This window comes from Pseudooceanicola onchidii (assembly GCF_004959925.1).
Lineage (GTDB): Bacteria > Pseudomonadota > Alphaproteobacteria > Rhodobacterales > Rhodobacteraceae > Pseudooceanicola > Pseudooceanicola onchidii.
The window spans coordinates 238434-262486 of record NZ_SPUW01000002.1 but is presented as its reverse complement, the minus strand read 5'-3'; the positions used below and the strand labels follow the sequence as shown (position 1 = coordinate 262486).

At 62.6% G+C, this 24053-nt stretch carries 23 protein-coding genes; 10 read left to right on the top strand and 13 right to left on the bottom strand.

The features are described 5' to 3' along the window. Nucleotides 1–62 precede the first annotated feature (62 nt). Nucleotides 63–497, top strand: a complete 435-nt coding sequence (locus E4S58_RS09185) for an NUDIX domain-containing protein (protein WP_136636114.1) — start codon at nt 63–65, stop codon at nt 495–497. A 1-nt stretch (nt 498) separates the two neighbouring features. Here the strand turns inward: E4S58_RS09185 and E4S58_RS09180 are convergent, their stop codons facing one another. After that, nucleotides 499–1764, bottom strand: a complete 1266-nt coding sequence (locus E4S58_RS09180) for a PP2C family protein-serine/threonine phosphatase (RefSeq protein WP_136636113.1) — start codon at nt 1762–1764, stop codon at nt 499–501. A 132-nt stretch (nt 1765–1896) separates the two neighbouring features. On the opposite strand from E4S58_RS09180, the gene E4S58_RS09175 reads away from it, so the two are divergent. Further along, entirely contained in the window at nt 1897–2229 is a 333-nt protein-coding gene (locus E4S58_RS09175; protein ID WP_136636112.1) for an Hpt domain-containing protein, read from the top strand. A 24-nt stretch (nt 2230–2253) separates the two neighbouring features. Here E4S58_RS09175 and ilvA read toward each other — a convergent pair whose 3' ends face one another. Next, nucleotides 2254–3480 (bottom strand): threonine ammonia-lyase IlvA, encoded by a 1227-nt coding sequence (gene ilvA / locus E4S58_RS09170; protein WP_136636802.1) that lies wholly within the window; start codon nt 3478–3480, stop codon nt 2254–2256. Nucleotides 3481–3596: 116 nt separating this feature from the next. On the opposite strand from ilvA, the gene E4S58_RS09160 reads away from it, so the two are divergent. The 3 genes from E4S58_RS09160 to E4S58_RS09150 all read left to right on the top strand — a co-directional run bounded on the left by E4S58_RS09160 (nt 3597) and on the right by E4S58_RS09150 (nt 6645). Further along, nucleotides 3597–4673 (top strand): hypothetical protein, encoded by a 1077-nt coding sequence (locus E4S58_RS09160; RefSeq protein ID WP_169052635.1) that lies wholly within the window; start codon nt 3597–3599, stop codon nt 4671–4673. A gap of 269 nt (nt 4674–4942) precedes the next feature. After that, a complete protein-coding gene (locus E4S58_RS09155; protein ID WP_136636110.1) occupies nt 4943–6169 on the top strand; it encodes an argininosuccinate synthase in 1227 nt (408 codons plus the stop codon). 191 nt (nt 6170–6360) lie between these two features. Then, complete coding sequence (locus E4S58_RS09150; protein WP_136636109.1) at nt 6361–6645, top strand: SCP2 sterol-binding domain-containing protein; 285 nt, start codon at nt 6361–6363, stop codon at nt 6643–6645. On the opposite strand, the gene E4S58_RS09145 is transcribed toward E4S58_RS09150, so the two are convergent. The 4 genes from E4S58_RS09145 to E4S58_RS09130 all read right to left on the bottom strand — a co-directional run bounded on the left by E4S58_RS09145 (nt 6626) and on the right by E4S58_RS09130 (nt 11201). Beyond that, the gene (locus tag E4S58_RS09145; protein WP_136636108.1) at nt 6626–7348 is read right to left on the bottom strand and encodes a sulfotransferase-like domain-containing protein; all 723 of its coding nucleotides are present in this window, start codon (nt 7346–7348) and stop codon (nt 6626–6628) included. The genes E4S58_RS09150 and E4S58_RS09145 overlap by 20 nt on opposite strands. Before the next feature lie 195 nt (nt 7349–7543). Then, nucleotides 7544–7957 carry a DUF7282 domain-containing protein gene (locus E4S58_RS09140; RefSeq protein WP_136636107.1) on the bottom strand — a complete coding sequence of 138 codons (414 nt, stop codon included), beginning with the start codon at nt 7955–7957 and terminating at the stop codon, nt 7544–7546. A 104-nt stretch (nt 7958–8061) separates the two neighbouring features. Next, nucleotides 8062–8940 (bottom strand): ribokinase, encoded by an 879-nt coding sequence (locus E4S58_RS09135; RefSeq protein ID WP_136636106.1) that lies wholly within the window; start codon nt 8938–8940, stop codon nt 8062–8064. Then, nucleotides 8940–11201, bottom strand: a complete 2262-nt coding sequence (locus tag E4S58_RS09130; RefSeq protein ID WP_136636105.1) for an NADP-dependent malic enzyme — start codon at nt 11199–11201, stop codon at nt 8940–8942. Before E4S58_RS09130 ends, E4S58_RS09135 begins: the two co-directional genes overlap by 1 nt. 143 nt (nt 11202–11344) lie before the next feature. On the opposite strand from E4S58_RS09130, the gene mutS reads away from it, so the two are divergent. Next, nucleotides 11345–13969, top strand: coding sequence for a DNA mismatch repair protein MutS (gene mutS, locus E4S58_RS09125; protein ID WP_136636801.1), 2625 nt, complete (start codon nt 11345–11347; stop codon nt 13967–13969). Between the two features lie 54 nt (nt 13970–14023). Here mutS and E4S58_RS09120 read toward each other — a convergent pair whose 3' ends face one another. Both E4S58_RS09120 and hrcA read right to left on the bottom strand, forming a co-directional pair. Beyond that, nucleotides 14024–14584 (bottom strand): nucleotide exchange factor GrpE, encoded by a 561-nt coding sequence (locus E4S58_RS09120; protein ID WP_136636104.1) that lies wholly within the window; start codon nt 14582–14584, stop codon nt 14024–14026. 9 nt (nt 14585–14593) lie between these two features. Further along, nucleotides 14594–15658 (bottom strand): heat-inducible transcriptional repressor HrcA, encoded by a 1065-nt coding sequence (gene hrcA, locus E4S58_RS09115; RefSeq protein ID WP_136636103.1) that lies wholly within the window; start codon nt 15656–15658, stop codon nt 14594–14596. 91 nt (nt 15659–15749) lie between these two features. On the opposite strand from hrcA, the gene rph reads away from it, so the two are divergent. Genes rph through E4S58_RS09095 form a run of 4 tightly spaced genes read left to right on the top strand, consistent with a single transcriptional unit; the run spans nt 15750 to nt 18574 of the window. Continuing rightward, the gene (gene rph, locus E4S58_RS09110) at nt 15750–16463 is read left to right on the top strand and encodes a ribonuclease PH (protein ID WP_136636102.1); all 714 of its coding nucleotides are present in this window, start codon (nt 15750–15752) and stop codon (nt 16461–16463) included. Beyond that, nucleotides 16456–17064 (top strand): RdgB/HAM1 family non-canonical purine NTP pyrophosphatase, encoded by a 609-nt coding sequence (gene rdgB / locus E4S58_RS09105; protein WP_136636101.1) that lies wholly within the window; start codon nt 16456–16458, stop codon nt 17062–17064. The genes rph and rdgB overlap by 8 nt, the downstream gene beginning before the upstream one ends. Next, the gene (hemW, locus tag E4S58_RS09100) at nt 17057–18211 is read left to right on the top strand and encodes a radical SAM family heme chaperone HemW (RefSeq protein ID WP_136636100.1); all 1155 of its coding nucleotides are present in this window, start codon (nt 17057–17059) and stop codon (nt 18209–18211) included. Before rdgB ends, hemW begins: the two co-directional genes overlap by 8 nt. A 3-nt stretch (nt 18212–18214) precedes the next feature. After that, on the top strand, nt 18215–18574 hold the full coding sequence (locus E4S58_RS09095; RefSeq protein ID WP_136636099.1) for a YbaN family protein: 360 nt from the start codon (nt 18215–18217) through the stop codon (nt 18572–18574). Here E4S58_RS09095 and E4S58_RS09090 read toward each other — a convergent pair. From E4S58_RS09090 to mnmE, 5 genes are read right to left on the bottom strand one after another with little or no spacing between them, the layout of a single operon-like run. After that, on the bottom strand, nt 18558–19445 hold the full coding sequence (locus E4S58_RS09090; protein ID WP_136636098.1) for a ParB/RepB/Spo0J family partition protein: 888 nt from the start codon (nt 19443–19445) through the stop codon (nt 18558–18560). The genes E4S58_RS09095 and E4S58_RS09090 overlap by 17 nt on opposite strands. A 12-nt stretch (nt 19446–19457) precedes the next feature. Beyond that, entirely contained in the window at nt 19458–20267 is an 810-nt protein-coding gene (locus E4S58_RS09085) for a ParA family protein (protein ID WP_136636097.1), read from the bottom strand. Continuing rightward, nucleotides 20260–20862: a 16S rRNA (guanine(527)-N(7))-methyltransferase RsmG gene (gene rsmG / locus E4S58_RS09080; protein ID WP_136636800.1), complete on the bottom strand. Its 603-nt coding sequence runs from the start codon at nt 20860–20862 to the stop codon at nt 20260–20262. Before rsmG ends, E4S58_RS09085 begins: the two co-directional genes overlap by 8 nt. After that, nucleotides 20862–22739, bottom strand: coding sequence for a tRNA uridine-5-carboxymethylaminomethyl(34) synthesis enzyme MnmG (mnmG, locus tag E4S58_RS09075; RefSeq protein ID WP_136636096.1), 1878 nt, complete (start codon nt 22737–22739; stop codon nt 20862–20864). Before mnmG ends, rsmG begins: the two co-directional genes overlap by 1 nt. A 12-nt stretch (nt 22740–22751) precedes the next feature. Continuing rightward, a complete protein-coding gene (gene mnmE, locus E4S58_RS09070; RefSeq protein ID WP_136636095.1) occupies nt 22752–24035 on the bottom strand; it encodes a tRNA uridine-5-carboxymethylaminomethyl(34) synthesis GTPase MnmE in 1284 nt (427 codons plus the stop codon). Nucleotides 24036–24053 lie beyond the last annotated feature (18 nt).

The window sequence follows — 24053 nt, the reverse complement described above, 5'->3', positions numbered from 1 at the left end:
CGATTGGCATATCTTGCGCAGCACCTATGGGCAAGGACGCCCGGTTACAAGGGAACCCCGCCATGCGCCGTTACGGACACCCGCCCGAAGAGGGCACGCGATACACGCCGCGCGCCGGGGTTTACGCGATCCTGCCGCAGGGTGGCAGCCTTCTTCTGACCCACCAGGCCGAACCTGATCCGGAATTCCAGCTGCCCGGGGGCGGCGTCGATCCCGGAGAGTCCCCCCTGCGTGCCCTGCACCGCGAGGTCTACGAGGAAACCGGCTGGCACATCGCAGATGCGCGGCGGGTCGGCGTGTACAAGCGGTATGCCTACATGCCCGAATACGACAAATGGGCCGAGAAGCTGTGCACCATCTATGTCGCCCGTCCCGTACGGCCCAAGGGCGCGCCGACCGAACCGGGGCACAGCGCGATCTGGATGCCTGCCGACATGGCGGTCGACCTCATGGCAGATCCGGGCAGCGTGGCGATGGTGGCCCGGCTGATCCGCTAGGTCAGTCGTATTCCAGCAGGATCGCCGAGACGTCGTCTTCGAACCATTGCTCTGCCCGGTCCTGCGCCAGGGTCCAGACCATCGATTCAAGCAGGGCATTGCCACGGCTGTCGCGGATCCGGTCCAGCATCCGGACAAGGCCGTCATCGCCCAGCATGGTGCCGTCGGCATCCGTGCATTCGGTGATCCCGTCCGACACCAGCAGCAGGCGATCGCCGGGGAAAAGCCGGTCTTCGACCCTGTCGAACACCGCCTCATCCAGCAGGCCGACCGGGAAACCACCCTGCCCGATCAGATCGATCCGCCCGTCCGCGCGCAGGACGACGGGGTGCGGATGGCCCGCCTGCACCATCTGGACCCGGCCGCTGACCAGGTCGACCTCGGCCAGAGCGAGGGTGAAGTAATGTGCGCTCGCCATCTCTGTCAGCGCGATGGCGTTCAGGCGACCGGCGATTTCGTGGGGCGGCAGCCCGTCAAAACCCTGGTCCGCCCCGATCAGACCGACGTTCTGGTTCGGAACCGCGGACGACAGGACCCCCGCCAGCCGCGCCGTCATGAGGGCCGAGCTGATCCCGTGCCCCGACACGTCGATCGAATAGATCACCACCCGGTCGGCACCGATCGGGTAATGCCCCACCAGATCGCCACCGACCCGCCCCGCAGTCCGCAGGATCTGTGACACCTGCGCCCGTCCGAACCGCACCTGCCGTTCGCGAACAAGCGACTGCTGCAGCTTCTTCGCCTCGAGCAGGTCACTGTCGATGGAGTCGTAGAGCTGCTGCAGTTCATGCAAGGTTTCTTCGATCAGGTGGTTCTTGCGCGTCAGTTCGCGGTGCATCGCATGGATGCGCCCGCCAGCCGCAAGCCGCGCCCGCAATTCACCCGAATTCACCGGTTTGGTAAGGAAATCATCGGCCCCGCTGTGAAGCCCTTCGGCCACGTCAAGCTTGTCGGCCTTGGACGACAGCAGGATGAAATAGCCGTACTGGTCCTTCGGCAGATCCCGGAAGGCACGGCAGAAATCCGGCCCCGACATCCCGGGCATCATCCAGTCCGAGATCACGATGTCGGGCGGTGTCCGACGGCAAGCCTCCAGCGCTTCATCGCCCGACGCGGCTTCGGTCACCTCATACCCCCAGCGTGACAGGGTCACCGCAAGGATACGCCGCTGCATCCCGCTGTCATCGACAACCAGAACGCGCCGCGCGTCGTCCGCCGACCCCTGACCTGCGGGTCGCAGACCGATATGTTCCAATGCTGGGCTCATGCCGCCTGCCGAAAACCTCGATCCCCAAGGGTCTAGACGCAGCGATCTAACGCACCGTTAAACCTAAAATTTTCGATTCCGCTCAAGGAAATGGTAAGCCTGCTGATCTAGCTTGGACCCGGATTGGAGGGCATGCCGATGCTGATCGACTGGACCAAGGTGACCGAACTTGCCGCCGACGTGGGACGCGAGGGGTTCGACGAAGTGCTGGATCTGTTCCTGCAAGAGGTCGAGACCGCCCTGCAGACCATGGCCATGTCCGAGGATCTTGAAGCGGCGCTGCATTTCATCAAGGGCTGCGCGATGAACCTGGGCTTCACCGACCTCGCCACCCGCTGCGCTTCGGGCGAGGCACGCGCGGCGTGCGGCCAGCCCGACAGCGTCGATCTGGATGGCATTCACCAATCCTATCGCGACAGCCGCGATCTTTTCATGTCGGAATTCCGCGCCCGCCTTGCCGCCTAGACCGGGCCGCCCGGACCGGGCGACCTAGATCAGGAACTCAGCCAGGATCGTATCCTGCGTGATGTCGCGATAGGCGAACCCGCTGTCCTGAAGCCGCGCGAACAGACCTTCGAAATCCGCGGCCTCGCGCACCTCGATCCCCAGCAGGATCGACCCGAAGTTCCGGGCGGATTTCTTCAGGTATTCGAACCGGGTGATATCGTCGTTCGGCCCCAGCAGGTTGAGGAAATCCTTCAACGCCCCCGGCCGCTGCGGCAGGCGCAGGATCAGGTACTTCTTCACGCCCGAATAGCGCTGTGCCCGTTCCTTGACCTCTGGCAGGCGTTCGAAATCAAAGTTCCCGCCCGAGGTGATGCAGATCACCCGCTTGCCCCGGATGTCGTCGCGGATCGAACTCAGCGCGTCGATGGCCAGCGCCCCCGCCGGTTCCAGCACGATGCCTTCGATGTTCAGCATCTCGAGCATGGTGGTGCAGATCCGGTCCTCGGGCGCCGACAGAACATCTTCGGCGGCAATCCCCTTGAGCCGGGCAAAAGGCTTGGCCCCGATCCGCGCGACCGCAGCACCGTCGACAAAACTGTCGACCTTGTTCAGGGTCACCGGCTCTCCGGCATCGACGGCGGCGGCCAGGGACATCCCGCCCGTCGGTTCCACGAATTTCAGTCTCTGTTCCGGGCCGAAATAGCTTCGGATCCCTGCGGACAGCCCGCCCCCACCCACCGGCAGCACGATCAGATCCGCACCGCCGGGCATGTCCGCCTCGATCTCGGCCGCGATGGAGGCCTGCCCGAGGATGACGTCCTCATCGTCGAAAGGCGCCAGGAAATGGCCCCCCTGCGCCCGGCAGAACTCCTGCGCTTCGGCCAGAGTGTCGTCGAAGTAATCCCCGACCAGCCGGATCTCGACCTGCTCTCCGCCAAAGATCTTGGTCTTCTCGATCTTCTGCTGCGGTGTCGTCACCGGCATGAAGATGACGCCGCGCACGCTGAAATGACGGCACATGTAGGCCATGCCCTGCGCGTGATTGCCCGCGCTGGCACAGACGAACAGCCCGGCGCCCTCGGCCCGGCGCATGGCGTTGAACGCCCCGCGCAGCTTGTAGGACCGCACCGGTGTCAGATCTTCGCGCTTGAGCCAGATGTCGGCGTCGAACTTGTCCGACAGATGGTCGTTGCGCATCAGCGGCGTGGCCGGAAACACCTGCCGCATCGCAACCATGGCCGCCCGCGCGCGGTCCCGGAAATCTTCTATCTCGCTCATCCCTCAGCAATGACCCGCCCAAGATTTCCTGACAAGTGGCGTGATCTTCGTTTCGCCACATTTCCTCAGATACTGCGACGAAACGAACCATTAAGGACTCTGCCGAAATGCCAGCTGCACGTACCCTCTGCTCCGTGATCGCCGCATCGACCCTGATGCTCTCTCCGATGGCGGTTGACCTGCCTGGCCTTGGTCCGGATGCCGCCTATGCCAAGGGCAATGGTGGCGGCAACGGCGGCGGCAACGGGGGTGGAAATGGCGGCGGAAACGGCGGTGGCCAGGGCGCTGGCAACGGCGGCGGTCATGGCGGAGGAAAGGGCATGGGTGGCGGCAAGTCCGCCAATGCCGGGGGATCCGGCAAGGGTCAGGGCGCCGGTCGCGGCGCAGGCCAAGGTCTGGGCAAGGGACTCAAGGGCTTTTTCGGCGCGCTGAGCGGCAAGCAAACCCAGTCACGCCAGACCGCCAAGGTCAGCCGGACCACGACGGCCAAGGTGAAGGCGACGCAATCCAAGACCGCGCGCCCCGCGCGGCAAAGCCAGATCGTGACGACGTCCGCCCGGCCGCCACAAAGATCCAAAGGCCCCATTGCGTCCGAGCTTAAGGGCCTCAATGCCGCGCACGCCAACTATCACGCCTACGCAAATGCCAGCCCGAACAGTCAAGTGGGCCGCATCGCGACCTTTGCGGCCGCCTATGCCGCCATGGAGGGCCTGCAAGCCGATGTCGTCACCGCCGAGCTTGCTCTGGAAGCGGCCCGGGCGGATCTGGTGGGCACGGAAACGACCATCGCCGCCATCGAAGCCGAATTGGAGACCGAGAAGGCCGCGGTCACACCCGATGCGGACAAGATCGCAAGCCTCGAAGCTGATCTGCAAGAGACCAAGGAGCTGGCCGATACCCAGGCAGAGGCGATCGAAAGCGAGGTTCAGGCAGTGGAAGACGCGACCATCGCGCTGGCCGAAACCGAACAGGCGATCGATGACGCCTTGCCAGAAGCCAAGGACCTGTCGCCCGAGGCCATGGAAGCCTTCCGCGACATGATCGGCGACAAGCCTTCGCAGGCCGCGGCACTGCGCGATGCCCAGGACACGACCGACAGCGAAGAGGACGTCATCGACGACGAAACCGCGACAGAGGTCACGACGCCGCCCGTCGATGACGAGATCATCGTCGCATCCGAATGACGTGACCGGGGGCCGGGATGGCCCCCGCCACCCTCCTGGCCAGACATGCGCCCGCCCTGTGACGGCCAGCATATCCTTCATTCCGACGCATCGACCCATCATGCAATGATCTCTGTTGCCCGCGTCGGATCTTCGCCGCACAGCCAAGCCGCGCCCGGTCGACTCCATGTGACGCCAAGATGCGTCACATCCTGTCACGCAGGCCCATCACCTTGCCCCCCTTTCAAAAAAGGGCTATCGCCTCGCCGGACCACGCAAAGGGGAAAGACATGAGCGCGCCGAAGAAAGTCGTCCTGGCCTATTCCGGAGGTCTCGACACCTCGATCATCCTGAAATGGCTGCAGACCGAATATGGCTGCGAAGTCGTGACCTTCACCGCCGACCTCGGCCAGGGAGAAGAGCTCGACCCCGCCCGCAAGAAGGCCGAACTGCTCGGCATCAAGCCGGAAAACATCTACATCGAAGACATCCGCGAAGAATTCGTCCGCGACTTCGTCTTCCCGATGTTCCGTGCCAACGCGCTTTACGAAGGACTTTACCTGCTGGGCACTTCGATCGCGCGTCCGCTGATTTCCAAGCGTCTGGTCGAGATTGCCGAAGCCACCGGTGCCGATGCCGTCGCCCACGGCGCGACCGGCAAGGGCAACGACCAGGTCCGCTTCGAACTGTCGGCCTATGCGCTGAACCCCGAGATCAAGGTCATCGCCCCCTGGCGCGAATGGGACCTGTCCTCGCGCACCAAGCTGCTGGCCTTCGCCGAGGAAAACCAGATCCCGATCGCCAAGGACAAGCGCGGCGAGGCCCCGTTCTCGGTCGATGCGAACCTTCTGCACACCTCGTCCGAAGGCAAGGTGCTGGAAGATCCCAAGCAGGAAGCGCCCGACTACGTGCTTCAGCGGATCACCCGCCCCGAAGACGCGCCGAACGAACCCGAATACGTCGAGATCACGTTTGAGAAGGGCGATGCGGTCGCGATCAATGGCGAGGCCATGTCGCCCGCCACGATCCTGACCAAGCTGAACGAACTGGGCGGCAAGCACGGCATCGGTATCCTTGACCTGGTGGAAAACCGGTTCGTCGGCATGAAGTCCCGCGGCGTCTACGAGACCCCCGGCGGCACCGTCCTGCTGGAAGCGCACCGCGGCATCGAACAGATCACGCTGGACAGCGGCGCGGGTCACCTGAAGGATTCGATCATGCCCCGCTACGCGGAACTGATCTACAACGGCTTCTGGTTCTCGCCCGAACGCGAAATGCTGCAGGCCCTGATCGACAAGAGCCAGGAACACGTCACGGGCACCGTCCGGCTGAAACTCTACAAGGGCTCCGCCCGCACGGTCGCCCGCTGGTCTGATCACTCGCTCTATTCCGAGGCCCACGTGACCTTCGAAGAAGACGCCGGCGCCTATGACCAGAAGGACGCGCAGGGGTTCATCCAGCTCAACGCGCTGCGGTTGAAGCTTCTGGCTGCCCGGAACCGCCGCCTCAAGGGCTGATCCGCTCCGCATAGCAATCGAAAAGCCGCCGGTCCCCGACCTGGCGGCTTTTTCATGTCTTCACCTTCCCCAAATACTCCGGGGGGGCCCGAAGGGCGGGGGCAGCGCCCCCTTGGCCCCCGCAACGCCGCGTCACGCTTGCCAAATCTTCACGTCTCACCGCTATCTTCCGCAAAACCGATGAGGCCCCCATGACCCTGACCGAAATTGCCGCCACCCTGCAGAAGGCGCTGGATCGCAAGCCGCTGGACAACTCGATCAAGTTCGACTGCGGCGACGACGGGGCGATCACGCTTGATGGGGCCACGGCGCATCTGGCCGACCGGGACGCCGATTGCACCATCCGCATTTCCGAACCCAACCTGGCCAAGCTGATCGCGGGCAAGCTGAACCCGATGACTGCCTTCGCCATGGGCAAGATCAAGGTCTCGGGCGATATGTCGGTCGCGCTGAAACTCAGCCAGCTGCTGGGCTAAGCTTCACCGCCGCAAGACGGTCGTAGAACGGCATCGCGGCCTCGGCCATCTCCGCCATCCGCCCTTCCAGAACCGGCAAATCCCCCTCCGGACCGGCGAACCCGGTCGAGGCATGGACCGCTTTGTACCAGACCGGCGCCCAGACACCGTCGACCGGTTTCGGCCCGGCGTCCCACGCCAGCATGGCGGGATCCCACGGCAGACCGATTTGGTCGCACAGCCTGCGCAGCATGCCCTCGGGGTCGGCCCGCACGTCAGACCCTTCGATCACCACCGGATCGATCCCCTGCGCGACAAGATCATCGTAGATCCCGGCCAGCTGAACCGCGCCGATATCTTCCAGTTGCGCCTCGGCGAAGCCCTTGGTGAAGGACGCGACCACGCGTGCCGGGTGACGGATCAGCAGGACATGCGCCATACCGCTCCACCAGTCGCGACGGATGTGGGGCAGCATGTGCTGTGCCATGTGTTTGTGATAGCTGTGCGGCGTCGACTCCGCATGTAACAGAGACGCAATCACCACCTCTGGATCCGTCGGCTGCGACGCGAGAACCTCGTCCCGCATCGGGTGGTCCTTGCCCGTCGCCGCAAGGTAGGCCGCATAAAAGGGTTCATCCACGGCGCCGCAATCCGCCCGGTTCGCAAAGGCGTACATCAGCGCGGTCGAGATATTGCGAGGGCCAGACCAGCAGGCGATTTTCATGGATACGTCCCGATCAGTGTCCGCGCGACGCTAGAAGCCGCACGATCAATTGCCAAGGGCGGGACCAAAACGCGAGGGAAGGCCGCGAGACTGGGCTGCGGCCTTCCCTGACCACACATATGGGGACCTTGAAGAAGGTATGCGTAGTCTCGAACCGCCGCGGTCACCCGCGACGGCCGACCTCGACAAGAGGTGTTACTTGGCGGTGATCGTCGCCATGACCAGGTTGCCTTCGGGCTTGATCGGGCCGTCTTCCTTGGCACCCAGGGTGTATTCGAAGACGCCGGTCTTCATACCGCCCGCTTCGGAATGCACCATCAGCATCAGCATGTCGCCGGATTTGACCTCTTCGGTCAGGATGGCCGAGACATCCATGTTCTCGCCCATCTTCAGCGGGGCGTAGCCGACAACCGGGCCCGGCTTCATTTCGCTGTCGGTGCGATGCACGACCAGCCAGCCGTTTTCACCGGCAACAACCTTGGAGGCCGTCACGGTACCGCCAGAGACGTCCTGATCGGCGCCTTCAACCATCGGGGCCATGCCGTGGCCTGCTGCGAAGGCGACGCTGGCGGAAAGGGCGAATGCGGTGGCAGTGATAAAGGTCTTCATCTTCAACTCCGTGTTTGGGGCTGGGCCCTTGTCGGCCCATCACCCCTAATCACGGACGGTCGGGATGCAGAGTTTCACGCGACACACAGTTTTTCGAAAAAAGATCAGTTGGCGTCGAAATAGGCGTCGATCTCGGCCTGGGTCGGGATGACATCCGCCGTGCCAAGGCGCGTGACCATGACGGCCCCCGCCCGGGCCGCAATGTCGATCGCAGAGGCCATGTCGTGACCCTGATCCAGCGCCGACAACAGGTAGCCGGTAAAGGTATCGCCCGCCCCCGTGGTATCGACGACCTTGACCTTCGGCGCGGGAAAATCCCGTGTTTCCCCTGAAACAGTGTCGATCCAACGGCATCCGTCCGCGCCAAGCGTGATGACAATATCGGCGACGGGAAGCGTGTCGATCCGGCGTTCCAGCGCAGCCTCAAGCTGCGCGGCCTCGACCGCGTTCAGGACCAGAAGATCGATGTCGGCCATGATCTCGCGCACCGCATCCACGGTGAAGGGCGCCGCGGCATAGGCCGTGCGCAACCCCCGCGCCTTGGCAGCCCGGGCAAACCCCACCTGTGCGCTTGTCTCGTTCTGACAGACCGCGATATCGCCCGGTTCGGCACCGGCCAGAACCGTATCCATCGCGGTGTCGTCCATGGCGCGGTTGGCCCCGGCGACGATGATGATCTGGTTCTCTCCGGCCTGATCAAGGGCGATAATGGCGTGGCCCGACACGGTATCGACCTGGGTCAGATGCGTGACGCCGACGCCATAGTCGTTAAGCCGGTCCTTCATCCAGGCCCCGTCCGACCCGACCGCACCGATGTGTTCGACCCGCGATCCCGCGCGCACGGCGGCGACCGACATGTTCGCCCCCTTCCCGCCCAACCCGCGCTGATGGCCCAGCGCGGTCAGCGTTTCCCCCGGTTCGGGCAGATGCGGCAGCCGGTAGACCAGATCCGCGTTGACCGAGCCGAGGTTCCAGATCGTCATCAGTTCACCTTGCAGGCGGCCAGAAGGGCCATGTTCATGATGTCGCTTACGGTCGAATTCGTCGAACAGATCTGGATCGGCTTGTCGACGCCCGACAGGATCGGACCGATCACGGTCGCCCCGGCCATTTCCTGCATCAATTTGACACTGATGCTGGCCGAATGACGCGCCGGCACGACAAGGATATTCGCGTTGTCGGTCAGCCGCGCAAAGGGAAACTGTTCGCGCGCCCGGGCGTTCAGCGCCACGTCCACGGTCATCTCGCCCTCGTATTCGAAATCGACGCCACGCTCTTCCAGAACCTTGGGCGCGATGTGCATCTTTTCGGCGCGTTCCGACACCGGGTAGCCGAAGGTCGAGAAGCTGACGAAAGCCACCCGCGGCTCAAGCCCCAGGTCGCGCGCGACCTCGGCGCAGCGTTCGGCGATGTCGGCCAGGTCTTCTTCGTCCGGCCATTCGTGAACCAGGGTGTCCGAGATCAGGACGATCCGCCCCTTGTGGATCACCGCCGTCACACCGGCAGCCCCATGGGCCGCGTCGGCGTCGAAGACGTGGTTGATCAGTTCAAGCACATGCGCGGATTTGCGCGTCGCGCCCGTGACCAGCCCGTCACCATGCCCATGCGCCAGCATCAGGGCGGAAAACACGTGGCGGTCCCGTGCGGCCAGTCGATGCACATCGTGCCGGTCGAACCCCTTGCGCTGCATCCGGCTGTAGAGGAAGGACTTGTATTCCTCCAGATGCTCGGTTTTCGCTGCGTTCGTGACTGTTATCTCGTCGAAGGCATCGCCCAGACCGGCCGCATCCAGCTTGGCCTTCACGTCTGCATCGCGGCCCACGACGATCGCCTCGCCCAGACCGGCACGCTGATACTGCACGGCGGCGCGCAGCACCCGGGGGTCGTCGCCTTCGGCAAAGATCATGCGGGCCTGCGCATTGCGGGCGCGGGTGTTGATCGACCGCAGGATCGAGGCCGTCGGATCCATCCGGCTCTTCAAGCTCAGCTCGTAGGCGTCCATGTCGACGATCGGACGCCGCGCCGCGCCGGTTTCCATCCCGGCCCGCGCCACGGCAGGCGGAATGCGGTGGATCAGGCGCGGATCAAAGGGCGTCGGGATGATGTAGTCGCGGCCGAAGGTCAGCGACCGGCCATAGGCCATGGCGACCTCGTCCGGCACGTCTTCCCGGGCCAGTTCGGCCAGGGCTTCGGCGCAGGCGATCTTCATCTCGTCATTGATCGCGCGGGCGTGGATATCCAGGGCCCCGCGGAAAAGGTAGGGAAAGCCCAGGACGTTGTTCACCTGGTTGGGGTAATCCGACCGCCCCGTGGCGACGATCACGTCCTCGCGCACCTCGTGCACCTCTTCCGGCGTCACCTCGGGATCAGGGTTCGCCATGGCAAAGATCACGGCGTCCTTCGCCATGCTCATCACCATGTCCTGCGTCACCGCGCCCTTGACCGACACGCCAAGAAAGACATCCGCCCCCTCCATCGCCTCTTCCAGTGTGCGCAGGTCGGTCTTCACCGCATGGGCCGACTTCCACTGGTTCATCCCCTCGGTCCGGCCCTGGTAGATGACGCCCTTGGTATCGCAGACGATGCAGTTCTCATGCTTCGCGCCCATCCGCTTGAGCAGTTCGATGCAGGCAATCCCCGCTGCCCCCGCGCCATTGAGCACGATCTTGCAGTCCTCAATCGCCTTGCCCGAGATCTTGAGCGCGTTCAGCAGCCCGGCGGCGCAGATCACGGCTGTGCCGTGCTGGTCGTCGTGGAAGACAGGGATGTCCATCTCTTCCTTCAGGCGCTGTTCGATGATGAAGCACTCGGGCGCCTTGATGTCCTCAAGGTTGATGCCGCCGAACGACGGGCCCATCAGCTTGACCGCGTTGATGAAGGCCTCGGTGTCTTCGGTATCAAGCTCTAGGTCGATCGAATTCACGTCGGCAAACCGTTTGAACAGGACCGACTTGCCCTCCATCACCGGCTTCGAGGCCAGCGCGCCAAGATTTCCCAGCCCCAGCACCGCGGTGCCGTTGGAAATCACCGCAACAAGGTTGCCCTTGTTGGTATAGTCATAGACCGTTTCGGGATTGGCATGGATCGCCTCACACGGCACGGCGACACCCGGCGAATAGGCCAGCGACAGGTCGCGCTGCGTCGTCATCGGAACGGTCGCCTGAACCTCCCACTTGCCCGGGGTAGGCTCCAGATGGAACGCGAGCGCATCTTCCGGCGTGATCCGCGATTTCGACTTGGCCATGGGTCTCTCCTCCTTGGGCTTGCGCGTGATACACAAGCGCCGCGCTTCGCTCAACCATTTCGGCTTTTACCCATTGGTCGGGCTTTGTAAGGTCCGGGCCACGAAACCCGGGGGGCACCGTGAGCAAAGACACCGTCACGCCGATGATGGCGCAGTTTCTTGACATCAAGGCAGGCTATCCGGACGCCCTGCTGTTTTATCGGATGGGTGATTTCTACGAACTGTTCTTCGACGATGCCGTCGCTGCCTCCGAAGCGCTGGACATCGCGCTGACCAAGCGCGGCAAGCACCTGGGCGAAGACATCCCCATGTGCGGCGTGCCCGTGCATTCGGCGGAAAACTATCTGCTGACCCTGATCCGCAAGGGGTTTCGCGTCGCTGTCGGCGAACAGATGGAAAGCCCGGAAGAGGCGAAGAAACGCGGCTCCAAGTCCGTGGTCAAACGCGACGTCGTGCGGCTGGTCACCCCCGGCACGCTGACCGAGGAATCGCTGCTCGACGCGCGCCGCCACAACTACCTCGCCGCCTTTACGGTCATTCGTGACGAAGGGGCGCTGGCCTGGGTCGATATTTCGACCGGTGCGTTCCACGTGATGCCCCTGCCGCCTGTTCGTCTCGGGCCAGAACTCGCGCGGCTTGGCCCGTCGGAAATCCTGATGTCCGACGATCAGGACCGCGATTACGCCGAAACAGTGTCTGATTTCGGGATCTCGCTGACGCCGCTGTCGCGCGGATCGTTCGACAGCACCGGCGCGCAGGATCGGCTGTGTCGGCTCTTCAAGGTGTCGTCGCTGGATGCCTTCGGCACCTTCACCCGGGCCGAGGTCGCGGTGATGGGCGCCATCGTCGATTACCTCGACATCACGCAAAAGGGCAAACTGCCGCTTTTGCGCAAACCCGTGCGCGAAGCGGCCGATCGCAGCGTGCAGATCGACGCCGCGACCCGCCGCAATCTTGAGCTGACCCATGCCCTGTCCGGCGGGCGTGCCGGGTCCCTGCTGCATGCCATCGACCGCACCGTGACACCGGGCGGCGCGCGGTTGCTGGAACGGCGGCTGTCCAGCCCGTCGCGCACCCTGTCGGTGATCAACGACCGCCTCACCGCCGTGGACGCCATGGTCGAGGACCGCGCGACGGCCCGCGACCTGCGCGATGCGCTGCGCCGCGTGCCTGATCTGGACCGCGCGCTGTCCCGCCTCGCCATCGACCGCGCCGGGCCGCGCGACCTGGCCTCGATCCGCAACGGGCTGACCCAGGCCGATGAGATCGCGCATCGCCTGCAGGGTGCCGACCTGCCCGCCCTGATGGCCGAAGCCACAACCCAGCTGACCGGCCACGATGACCTGCTGTCCACTCTCGACGCCGCACTGGTTGCCGAACCGCCCCTGCTGACCCGCGATGGCGGCTTCATCGCCCAGGGGTACGACGCCGATCTCGACGAGGCGCGCAAGCTGCGCGACGAAGGGCGCGGCGTCATCGCCGGGATGCAGACCGACTATGCAGAGCTGACCGGGATCAACGCACTGAAGATCAAGCACAACAACGTGCTGGGCTATTTCATCGAGGTCACGGCCACCCACGCCGACAAGATGCTCTCTGAACCGCTGTCGGACCGGTTCAAGCATCGCCAGACCACGGCGAACCAGCTGCGCTTCACCACGCCCGAACTGTCGGAAATGGAGACGCGGATCCTGAACGCCGGCGGTCGCGCGCTCGAGATCGAAAAGCGGCTCTATGACGGGCTGAAAGCGGCCATTCTCGACCGGGCCTCCGAACTGACCGACACCGCCCGCGCGCTGTCCGAACTGGATCTTGCCACAGCGCTCGCCGATCTGTCGCTGGCGGAAAACTGGACGCGGCCGCATGTCACCGAAGACCGCAGCCTGCGGATCACCGGCGGGCGCCACCCGGTCGTGGAACAGTCGCTGCGGCGTGACGGCCAGCCCTTCATCGCCAACGACACCGATCTGTCGGGCGTTCCGTCGTCGATCTGGTTGCTGACCGGTCCCAACATGGCCGGTAAGTCGACCTTCCTGCGCCAGACCGCGTTGATCGTCCTGCTGGCGCAGATGGGAAGCCACGTCCCCGCGCAAAGCGCTGAAATAGGCACTGTTTCGCAGCTTTTCAGCCGTGTCGGAGCATCCGACGATCTGGCCCGCGGCCGGTCGACCTTCATGGTCGAAATGGTCGAAACCGCCGCGATCCTGAACCAGGCGGATGACCGCGCGCTGGTCATCCTTGACGAAATCGGCCGGGGCACCGCGACCTATGACGGCCTGTCCATCGCCTGGGCCACGCTCGAACACCTGCACGAGGTCAACCGGTCCCGCGCGTTGTTCGCCACGCATTATCACGAGATGACCGCACTGGCCGGAAAGCTGAGCGGCGTCGAAAACGCCACCGTCGCCGTGCGCGAACACGACGGCGACGTCATTTTCCTGCACGAGGTCATCCGGGGCGCCGCAGATCGCAGCTATGGCGTGCAGGTCGCCCGCCTGGCCGGCCTGCCCGATGCTGTCGTCGCCCGCGCGCGCGAGGTACTGGACGCACTGGAAAAAGGCGAACGCGAAGGCGGCAGCAAACCGAAGGCGATCATCGACGACCTGCCGCTGTTCGCCGCCGCCGCACCGCCCGCGCCGTCCAAACCCGCGATCCCGGAACAGTTTGCCCAGGTCGCTGACCTGCTGAATACGATCAACCCCGACGACCTGTCCCCGCGCGAGGCGCTGGAAGCGCTCTACAAACTGAAAGAGGCGTCACGCATCTAGCGCAACGCCTCTCTTCATCTTGCCAGAAATACTCCCGCCGGAGGCAGGACCGGGTCAGCTCGCCGGCATCGACGACACGCCGACCTGCGCCGGGCGCAGCAGGCGGTCGGACAGCCAGAACCCTTCGGCCGAGACCTGGATGATCTCGCCTGCCTTGGTCCCGGGCACCGGGGCTTCGAACATGGCTTCGTGGATGTTCGGATCGAACTTGTCGCCGACTTCGGGCGAAATAGGCTCGATTCCGTGCTTCTTGAAGGTGTTCAGAAGTTCGCGCATCGTCAGCTCGACGCCCTCGATCAACGCCGAATTCTCTTCCGTCTTCTCGCCCGCCGCATCCAGCGCACGGACCATGTTGTCGTAGACTGGCAGCAGATCGCGGGCCAGTTTGGACCCGCCGTACATCTCGGCTTCGCGGCGCTGCTTGTCAGCCCGCTTGCGCGCGTTTTCGGCCTCGGCCATCGCGCGCATCCACTTGTCCTTCAGTTCGTCCCGTTCAGCCTTCAGCTCGTCCAGCTCAAGCGCTTCGTCCGTGAACTCTTCCAGATCATCCGCGTAGGTTTCCGCCTCGGCGGCGTCCACGTCATCGAGGAAATCGTCGTTCTCAGGGTTCGCCATGTCTCACCTCTATGTCCGGTCCGCGATCATCCGGCCGACCAGCTGTGCGGTGTAGTCCACGATCGGAACGATCCGCCCATAGTTCAGCCGGGTCGGCCCAATCACGCCGACCGCACCGATTATCTTACGATCCGCGTTCATATAGGGAGAGACCACCAGAGAGGAACCCGAAAGTGAAAAAAGTTTGTTCTCTGAGCCGATAAAAATGCGCACACCCTCGCCGCCTTCGGCCAGATCCAGAAAATCGGCAATGTCGCGTTTGCGTTCCAGATCGTCAAAGAGTGTGCGGATGCGGTCCAGGTCTTCCTCGGCCGAGTCATCGCCCAGCAGATTGGCCCGGCCGCGCACGATCAGACGTTCGTGACGCGCGCCCTGATCGTCCCATTCGGCCCACCCCGAATCGATCAGGTCACGGGCAAGGCTGTCGATCTCTTGCCTGCGCCGCGCGATTTCTTCCGCGATCACGCGGCTCAGCTCGCTCAGCGTGCGGCCTTCGATGATGGCGTTCAGGAAATTCGCCGCCTCGCGCATCGAACTGGGGGTCTGGCCCGGCGGCGGCGTGAAGATGCGGTTTTCGACGTGACCGTCGGCAAAGACCAGGACGACCAGCGCCCGGTCGTGGCCAAGGCTGACAAATTCGATATGCTTGATCGGCGCTTCGTGCTTGGGCGCCAGAACCAGCGACGCGCCCTGCGTCGCGCCCGATAGCGCCGATCCGATCCGGTCAAGCAACCCGCCGACATCGCCACCGTTCGGCCCGACGGTGGCGTCGATCATGGCACGGTCCGTGGTCTGAAGATCCCCGACCTCGAGCAGCCCGTCGACGAACATCCGCAGCCCCTGCTGCGTCGGGATCCGTCCGGCGCTGACATGCGGTGATCCCAGCAGACCGAGGAATTCAAGATCCTGCATCACGTTGCGGATCGTCGCGGCCGACACCTTTTCGTTCATCAGCCGCGTCAGCGTGCGCGACCCCACGGGTTCGCCGCTGGCAAGGTAACCTTCGACCACGCGACGAAACACCTCGCGCGAGCGGTCGTTCAGGTCTTCGAGAATTTTGGTCGTGTCGTTCATCCAGAGATCAGACAGTTTCGCGTGGTTTCAGTCCGGGGTTGCCTTATCTGTCGCCCCGGGACTATCCCGAAGTCGATAAGGAGTTTGCCCCATGCGACCATCAGGACGAGAATTAAGCGAAATGCGCGCGGTTTCAATCGAAACCGGGATCACGAAACATGCAGAAGGGTCATGCCTGATCAAGGTCGGCGACACGCATGTGATCTGCACAGCGACCATCGAAGACCGCGTGCCGCCCTTCATCAAGGGCTCGGGCCTGGGTTGGGTGACGGCCGAATACGGCATGCTGCCCCGGTCGACCTCGTCCCGCATGCGGCGCGAGGCATCCGCCGGCAAACAGGGCGGAAGAACTGTTGAAATTCAAAGGCTTATCGGTCGCTCGCTGCGCGCGGGCGTTGATCGCGTCGCCATGGGCGAACGCCAGATTTCGATCGACTGTGACGTGATCCAGGCCGATGGCGGCACCCGCTGCGCGTCGATCACCGGCGGCTGGGTTGCCCTGCGCCTTGCGGTGAACAAGCTGATGAAGGCCGGCGATATCGTCTCTGATCCGCTGGTCGATCCGGTCGCGGCTGTATCCTGCGGCATCTACGCCGGTCAGCCGGTCCTTGACCTCGATTATCCCGAGGACAGCGATGCGGGCGTCGACGGCAATTTCATCATGACCGGATCGAAACAGCTGATCGAGGTGCAAATGTCCGCCGAGGGCGCGACCTTTACCCGGGCCCAGATGGACGAGCTGATGAACCTTGCCGAAAAGGGCGTCGGCGAGCTGGTCGAAATCCAGAAGGCCGCCTGTGCGTAAGTTCACCGGAACCGAGCTGGTCATCGCCAGCCACAACAAGGGGAAGCTTCGCGAGATCGCGGAGCTTCTGGCCCCCTTCGGCATTTCCGTGACCTCGGCCGGCGATCATGGTCTGGACGAGCCCGAGGAAACCGAAGACAGCTTTGTCGGCAATGCGAGGATCAAGGCGCATTATGCCGCCAGGGCGACCGGCCTGCCCGCCCTGTCCGATGACAGCGGCATCACGGTCGACGCACTGGACGGCGCGCCGGGCGTCTACACCGCCGATTGGGCCGAAACGCCAGACGGCCGCGATTTTCCCATGGCGATGACCAAGGTCTGGACCCTGCTGGAAGAGCGCAACGCCCCTGCCCCGCGCACTGCAGCGTTCAACTGCACGCTGGTCCTGGCCTGGCCCGATGGCCATGACGAGGTTTTTGAAGGCCGCGTTGACGGTCAGGTGGTCTGGCCGATGCGTGGCGATCAGGGCTTTGGCTTTGATCCCGTGTTCCTGCCCGATGGCGAGACCGAAACGTTCGGCGAAATGGATCCGGCGAAAAAGCATGACATGTCGCATCGCGCCGATGCCTTTCGCAAGCTCGTGACGGGCTGCTTTGACTGAGGATTGGGAAGCCGGCGGGTTCGGCATCTATATCCACTGGCCCTTCTGCGCGGCCAAGTGCCCCTACTGCGACTTCAACTCTCATGTCTCGCGACAGATCGACGAAGACCGCTGGCGCCGCGCCTACCTGAACGAGATCGACCGTCACGCCGCGGAAACCCCGGGCCGCGTGGTCCGGTCGATTTTCTTCGGCGGGGGCACACCCAGCCTGATGGATCCCGCCACGGTCGCAGCCATCCTGGATCGGATCCGGATGCGCTGGCCGCAGGCGAATGATCTGGAAGTCACGCTTGAAGCCAACCCCGGTTCCGTTGAATCCGGTCGGTTTAGAGACTATTTCGGCGCCGGTGTGTCTCGTGTGTCCATGGGCGTGCAGGCGCTGAATGACCGTGATCTTCAACGGCTGGGTCGGATCCATTCCGTGGATGAGGCCCTGCGCGCCTTCGATATTGCCCGGTCAGTCTTTGATCGTGTGAGTTTTGATCTGATCTATGCACGGCAGGATCAGACGCCCGAGGATTGGCGCGCCGAACTTGGCCGGGCCCTGGATCTCGCCGTGGATCACCTGTCGCTGTACCAGTTGACGATCGAGGACGGCACCGCGTTTGGCGACCGCTACCGTATCGGCAAGCTACGCGGCCTGCCGGACGAGGATTCGGCCGCCGCGATGTACGACATCACGCAAGAGGTCACGACCAACGCCGGGTTTCCCATCTACGAAGTGAGCAATCATGCCCGCCCCGGCGCGGAATCACGGCACAACACACTGTATTGGCGGTATGGCGATTATGTCGGGATCGGTCCCGGCGCGCATGGACGTCTGACCCTGAATGGCAAACGTTTTGCGACCGAGGCGATCCGGATGCCAAATGGATGGCTCGACGCCGTCGATCAAGGCAGCGGCGACGCCGGACGGTCTGTTCTGACGACCGAGGACCAGGCCACTGAATTCATGCTGATGGGGCTGCGTCTGGTCGATGGTGTCGACATGCGGCGGTATCAAGACCTGGCTGGCCGCCCCGTGTCACCGCAGGCAATCGGGTCGCTGCAGGATCTTGGAATGGTCGAGGTCGAGGCCAATATCCTGAGGGTTACGGATCGGGGCCGTTTGGTTCTGAACTCTGTCATCGCAACGCTGTTGGAGTGAGCCATGCGGTTTGTCTGGGCCGGGTTGGGAGGAGTGAGCCTGCTGTGCGGGTTGATCGGTGTCGTCCTGCCACTGATCCCGACCGTGCCCTTCCTTTTGCTGGCCACCTTTTGCTTTGCCCGATCATCTGAGAGGTTACACAACTGGTTGTTGGATCACCCCAGATTTGGCGGGCCAATTCGTGATTGGCAACAATATGGCGCGATTTCCAGACGTGCGAAGGGCCTGGCCACGGTCAGCTGCCTGGCCGTCCTAGGCCTGTCTCTGGCCCTGGGACTTCGGTGGCAGTTGATCGCGATCCAGGCCCTGACGCTGAGTTGCGTTCTGGCGTTTCTATGGACGCGCCCTAATGCTCCCCGCTGAGCATGCGGCACAGCGTGTCGAGCTGATCCAGCGACAGGTACCGGATCGTCATCGTTCCGCTTTCGGTGCCGGGTTCATGTGACAGGGTGACCTTCATTTTCAAAGCCGCCGACAGGTCGCCTTCCAGCGCTTTCGTGTCCGCGTCCTTTTCCCGCGGCGTGGATGGTTTCGCCGGTTTCGGGTCTGACTTCGTCTCGTTGGCCAGCCGCTCCGTCTCTCGTACGGACAAGCCTCCGGCAACGACGCGTGCCGCAAGGGTCGACGGATTTTCAGCCGTGATCAAGGCGCGTGCGTGGCCCGCGGTCAGTTTGCCCGCCTTCAACATCTCCTGCACGTCTTCGGGCAAGTTCAACAGACGCAAAAGGTTGGCGATGTAGCTGCGGCTTTTGCCCAAAGCCTCGGCCAGCTTTTCCTGCGTGTGACCGAACTTGTCCATCAACTGGCGATACCCGGCCGCTTCTTCGACCGGGTTAAGATCGGCCCGCTGAATGTTCTCGATAATCGCAACTTCGAGCACTTCGGTGTCATTGTAGTCCCGAAGGATGACCGGCACTTCGTGCAGCTTGGCGATCTGCGCAGCCCGCCACCGACGTTCCCCGGCGACGATTTCATAGTCGCCTCCGACCTGGCGCACGATCAGGGGCTGGATAATCCCCTTTTCCTTTATCGACTGCGCAAGTTCGTTCAGCTGATCTTCCGTAAACGTGCGACGCGGCTGATCGGGGTTCGGCCGAACCTGTTCAATCGGAACGATCGTGTCGGCACGACGCGGGGCGGATGCTTCGCTGGTCTCAACCTGGTCATTTGATACATCCGCCATCAATGCGGACAGGCCACGCCCAAGACCCCGGTTCTTTGGTTTGTTGCTCATCTGATCCTCCCCTTACGCGTCTGCAGCTTCGTTTTTCTTGATGAATTCCTGGGCCAGGGCCCGGTAAGCCTGTGCGCCCTTGGACGTGGTATCGAACGTGAGAACCGGCATCGCGTAGGAGGGCGCCTCACTAACGCGAACATTGCGCGGGATCTTCGTCGTGAAAACGATGTCCCCGAGGTTGTCGCGCGCGTCGGCCTCGACCTGTTGGGACAGGTTGTTGCGTGCGTCGTACATCGTCAGAACCACACCTTCGATCCTGAGCTTGGAATTCGCCGACTGGCGGATTTCCCGGATCGACAGCATGAGCTGCGAAAGACCCTCGAGCGCAAAGAATTCGCTTTGCAGCGGCACGAGGACGGAATGCGCCGCAACCATGGCGTTGACAGTCAGAAGGTTGAGCGAGGGCGGACAATCGATCAGGACGTAGTCGAACTCGTAGCGCTCCATCGCGGGCTGGCGGAGTGCGTCGCGCAGAAGAAAGCTGCGCTTTTCATTGGCGATCAGTTCGATGTCGGCCGAACTGAGATCGACGGTCGACGGGACGATCGAAAGGCCTTCAACCTCGGTCTTTAGGATCACGTCTTCCAATGCCGCGTCGTCCAGCAACAATTCGTATGTCGTGTTTTCCCGGGCGTCCGTTTCAATACCCAGTCCGGTCGACGCGTTGCCCTGCGGATCAAGATCGATGATGAGAACGTTGTGGCCCATTTCAGCCAGCGCCGCAGCAAGATTAATGGTCGTCGTGGTCTTCCCCACCCCACCTTTCTGGTTTGCGATCGCGACAATCTTGGGACCATGGACGGTCAACAGATCAGACATGCTCGATTTCCTCGATTCTCAGTATGACGGCCTCTGCATCGGTGTTACTTGGATGAACGGAGTGAGTGAAGCGCCATTCACGCTGCGCATCCTCAATTTCGGTTTTCCAGCTTCGCCCCTTCGGAAAAAGAAGCGTCGTCGTGTTTTTTCCATGACGCTGCGCAAATCCTAGAAGGGTCGAGAGCGATGAGAGAGCCCGCGCGCTGATGATATCCGCGCCGATCGGAGGCGCGCTTTCGATCCGCGCATTGATCACGTCGACCTTTATGCCGACCTCTCGGGCAACGGTCCGCAGAAACACGCATTTCCTCTGGTCGGATTCCAACAAAGACACGTGCGATGAAGGATCGTTCTCGGCCAGGATGATGGCGACCACCATGCCGGGAAAGCCGCCTCCGCTGCCGATGTCGAGCCAATGCGCGTCTTTGACCTCAGCCAAGCTGACCAGCTGTGCGGAATCGACGAAATGACGATCCCATGCGGACGCAAGGGTGGCCGCAGAAACAAGATTTATCTTTGGCGACCACTTTTCAAGCAGCGTCAGATAGGTCTTCAGCCGATCATTTGTTTCACGTGAAACACTCGAGATGTCCATCAAGCTTGCAGCCTTCTGGCATCCGTTTTGGCCTTTCGAATGCGAGCAAGGATCAACGTCAACGCCGCCGGAGTCATCCCTTCGACGCGACCAGCCTGAGCCAAGTTCGTCGGCCGGAACTGAACAAGCTTGGCTTTCAGTTCATTCGACAAACCCACCAGCGCATTGAAATCAAAATCGTCAGGGATGGCTTCGTGTTCATCCTTCTTCAACGCATCGACGTCCCGCAACTGGCGCTCAATATATTTCGCATACAGCGCATCGGTTGCAAGCTGCTGACGAATTTCAGGCGCCAGAGCGGAAACTTCCGGTTCCAAAGCCTGAACTTCCGCCATTGTCACATCAGGAAATGACAAAACATCGAACAGAGTCCGCTTGGAACCGTCGTTACTGGCCTTGATGCCAGCGACCGAGAGTTCTTGCGGCGTATAGGCCTTGGCAGTCAGAACGTCCTTGCCAAACCCCAACTGTTCCATCTTCGCTTGAAACTCAGCCTGCCGCGCAGGGCGAATACAGCCAATCTCCATACCAAGGGGCGTCAACCGTTGATCGGCATTATCCGCACGCAACGACAAACGAAACTCCGCTCGGGATGTGAACATCCGGTAAGGTTCCGTCACACCGCGAGAGGTTAGATCGTCGACCATAACGCCGATATAGCTGTCCGTACGACCGAACTCGACCGGATCCTGATCCATGGCCGACTTCGCGGCGTTCAGCCCGGCAACCATCCCCTGCGCTGCAGCTTCTTCGTACCCAGTGGTTCCGTTGATCTGCCCAGCCAGAAACAGCCCGGGCACGGATTTCACACCCAATTGCAGGTTCAATGATCGAGGATCAACGTAGTCATATTCAATCGCATAGCCAGGCTGAAGGATAACCGAATTCTCCAATCCGCGAACTGAATGCACGTAGTCTTCCTGGACATCAACGGGAAGCGAGGTTGAGATCCCGTTGGGGTACACCGTGTGATCATCCACCCCCTCGGGCTCAAGGAAGATCTGGTGCGAGGTTTTTTCAGCGAAACGCACGACCTTGTCTTCGATAGACGGGCAATACCTCGGACCCACCCCCTCAATATTGCCGCTATACATCGCGGACCGTCCAAGATTTTCCCGGATGATCTCGTGCGTGCGTTCGTTGGTATATGTGATCCCGCAAGCGATCTGCTTGGCGCTAACCGTTTTGGACAGGAACGAAAACAGCACCGGCTCCGCGTCCCCTGGCTGTTGCTCCAAAACCGACCAGTCGATCGTGCGTCCATCAAGCCGCGGCGGCGTACCGGTTTTCAACCGACCCATTCTCAGCCCGAAACTATCCATGCGCTCAGCCAGACGGACCGAGGGTTTGTCACCCATGCGCCCGCCGGGTTTCGTTTGATCGCCTATATGGATTACGCCACGCAAGAACGTTCCGGTCGTCAAGACAACCGATCCCGCGTCAATAGCCGCGCCATCCGCCAACACGACGCCGCTCACACGAACACCGTCCATACGGAAATCGACCACCTCACCCTCAACGATTTGCAGGTTGGGTGTCGCCTCAAGTTCCGCAAGCATCTCGGTGCGATAGATCTTTCTGTCCGCTTGCGCACGCGGCCCCTGTACTGCGGGCCCTTTGCGCCGGTTCAGCAGGCGGAATTGGATCCCGGCAAGATCTGCAATGCGACCCATCACGCCATCCAAGGCATCTATCTCACGTACAAGGTGCCCTTTACCAAGTCCTCCGATGGCTGGATTGCACGACATCACGCCAATCCCGTCACGCTTCAGCGTAACCAAAATCGTCCGCGCGCCAAGGCGCGCGGACGCTGCCGCCGCCTCGCATCCCGCGTGCCCGCCCCCGATTACCACCACATCGACGTCAGAATGTTTCACGTGAAACACCTCTCACTTTCCTATGCAGAAACTTGAAAAGATGTCGTCCAACAGGGATTCGACATCCACCAAACCGATCAAAGATTCCAAAGCGCGCACGGCAGAACGAATCTCCTCCGCCGCCAGTTCAACGCCATCTGACCCACGTTCTACCAGATCAACAGCAACAGCCAAACGCTCCAGGGAACGCTCCATCGCCAGCCTGTGCCTATGACGCGTCGCCACACCGGACCCGGCCGCCAAACCTTCCAGCCGAGTTCGAACCGACCCAACCAGCCAATCCAAGCCTTCCCCGGTTCTCGACGAAATCCGTCCGTCCCCAGAACCGACGACATCAGATTTCGAGACCACGACAAGATCTCCCTCCAACCAGTCGAACGGCGGCGCGTCCCCCTCCTCAACCAAGAAGATCCGCAGATCGGCAGACAGCGCACGATCCTTAGCACGCTGAACACCAATCGCCTCCACGGGATCAAGGGTATCCCGAACTCCGGCGGTATCCAGCACGGTTACCGGCAACCCTCCTAGGTCCATGCGAACCTCGATCACGTCCCGCGTCGTCCCGGCGATATCCGACGTGATCGCCGCCTCGCGCCCTGCCAGCGCGTTCAACAACGTCGACTTCCCGACATTCGGCGCTCCGACAATCGCAACCTCGAACCCCGTCCGAACACGTTCCGCGATTCCCACACCCGCAACCTCAGCCGCCAGGCTCGCCGATACACCTGACAGAAGATCACGAACCTCTGGCGTCACATCCACCGGCACATCTTCATCGGCAAAATCGATCGTGGCCTCAAGCAAGGCTGCGGCCCGGATCAGATCCTTCCGCCACCCAGCCGCCTTCGCGCCAAGCTCACCCGCCAAGACACGCTGCGCTTGCCGCCGCTGTGCTTCCGTCTCGGCATCAATAAGATCCGCCAGGCCTTCGACTTGGGCCAGATCCAGGCGCCCATTCTCCAGCGCGCGCCGGGTGAATTCCCCCGCTTCCGCTTGCCGCAGGCCAGCCAACCCCGACAGCTCGGTCAAGACAGCCGCCACCACGGCGGTGGATCCATGCAGCTGCAATTCCGCGACCTGCTCTCCGGTAAAACTTGCGCCCGCGTCGAACACCAGGACAAGCGCCTCGTCCAGCACTCCGCCCGATCCCCGAACCTGACGCAAGGATGCGACCCGAAGCGGCGGCACCGACCCGCATAGGTCCTCGATCGCTGTCCAGGCAGAGGGTCCCGACAAACGCACGATAGCGACGCCCGCTTTTCCGGGCGCCGTCGCCAATGCAAAGATCGTGTCCATTCCCGCCCCTCCCGAGGC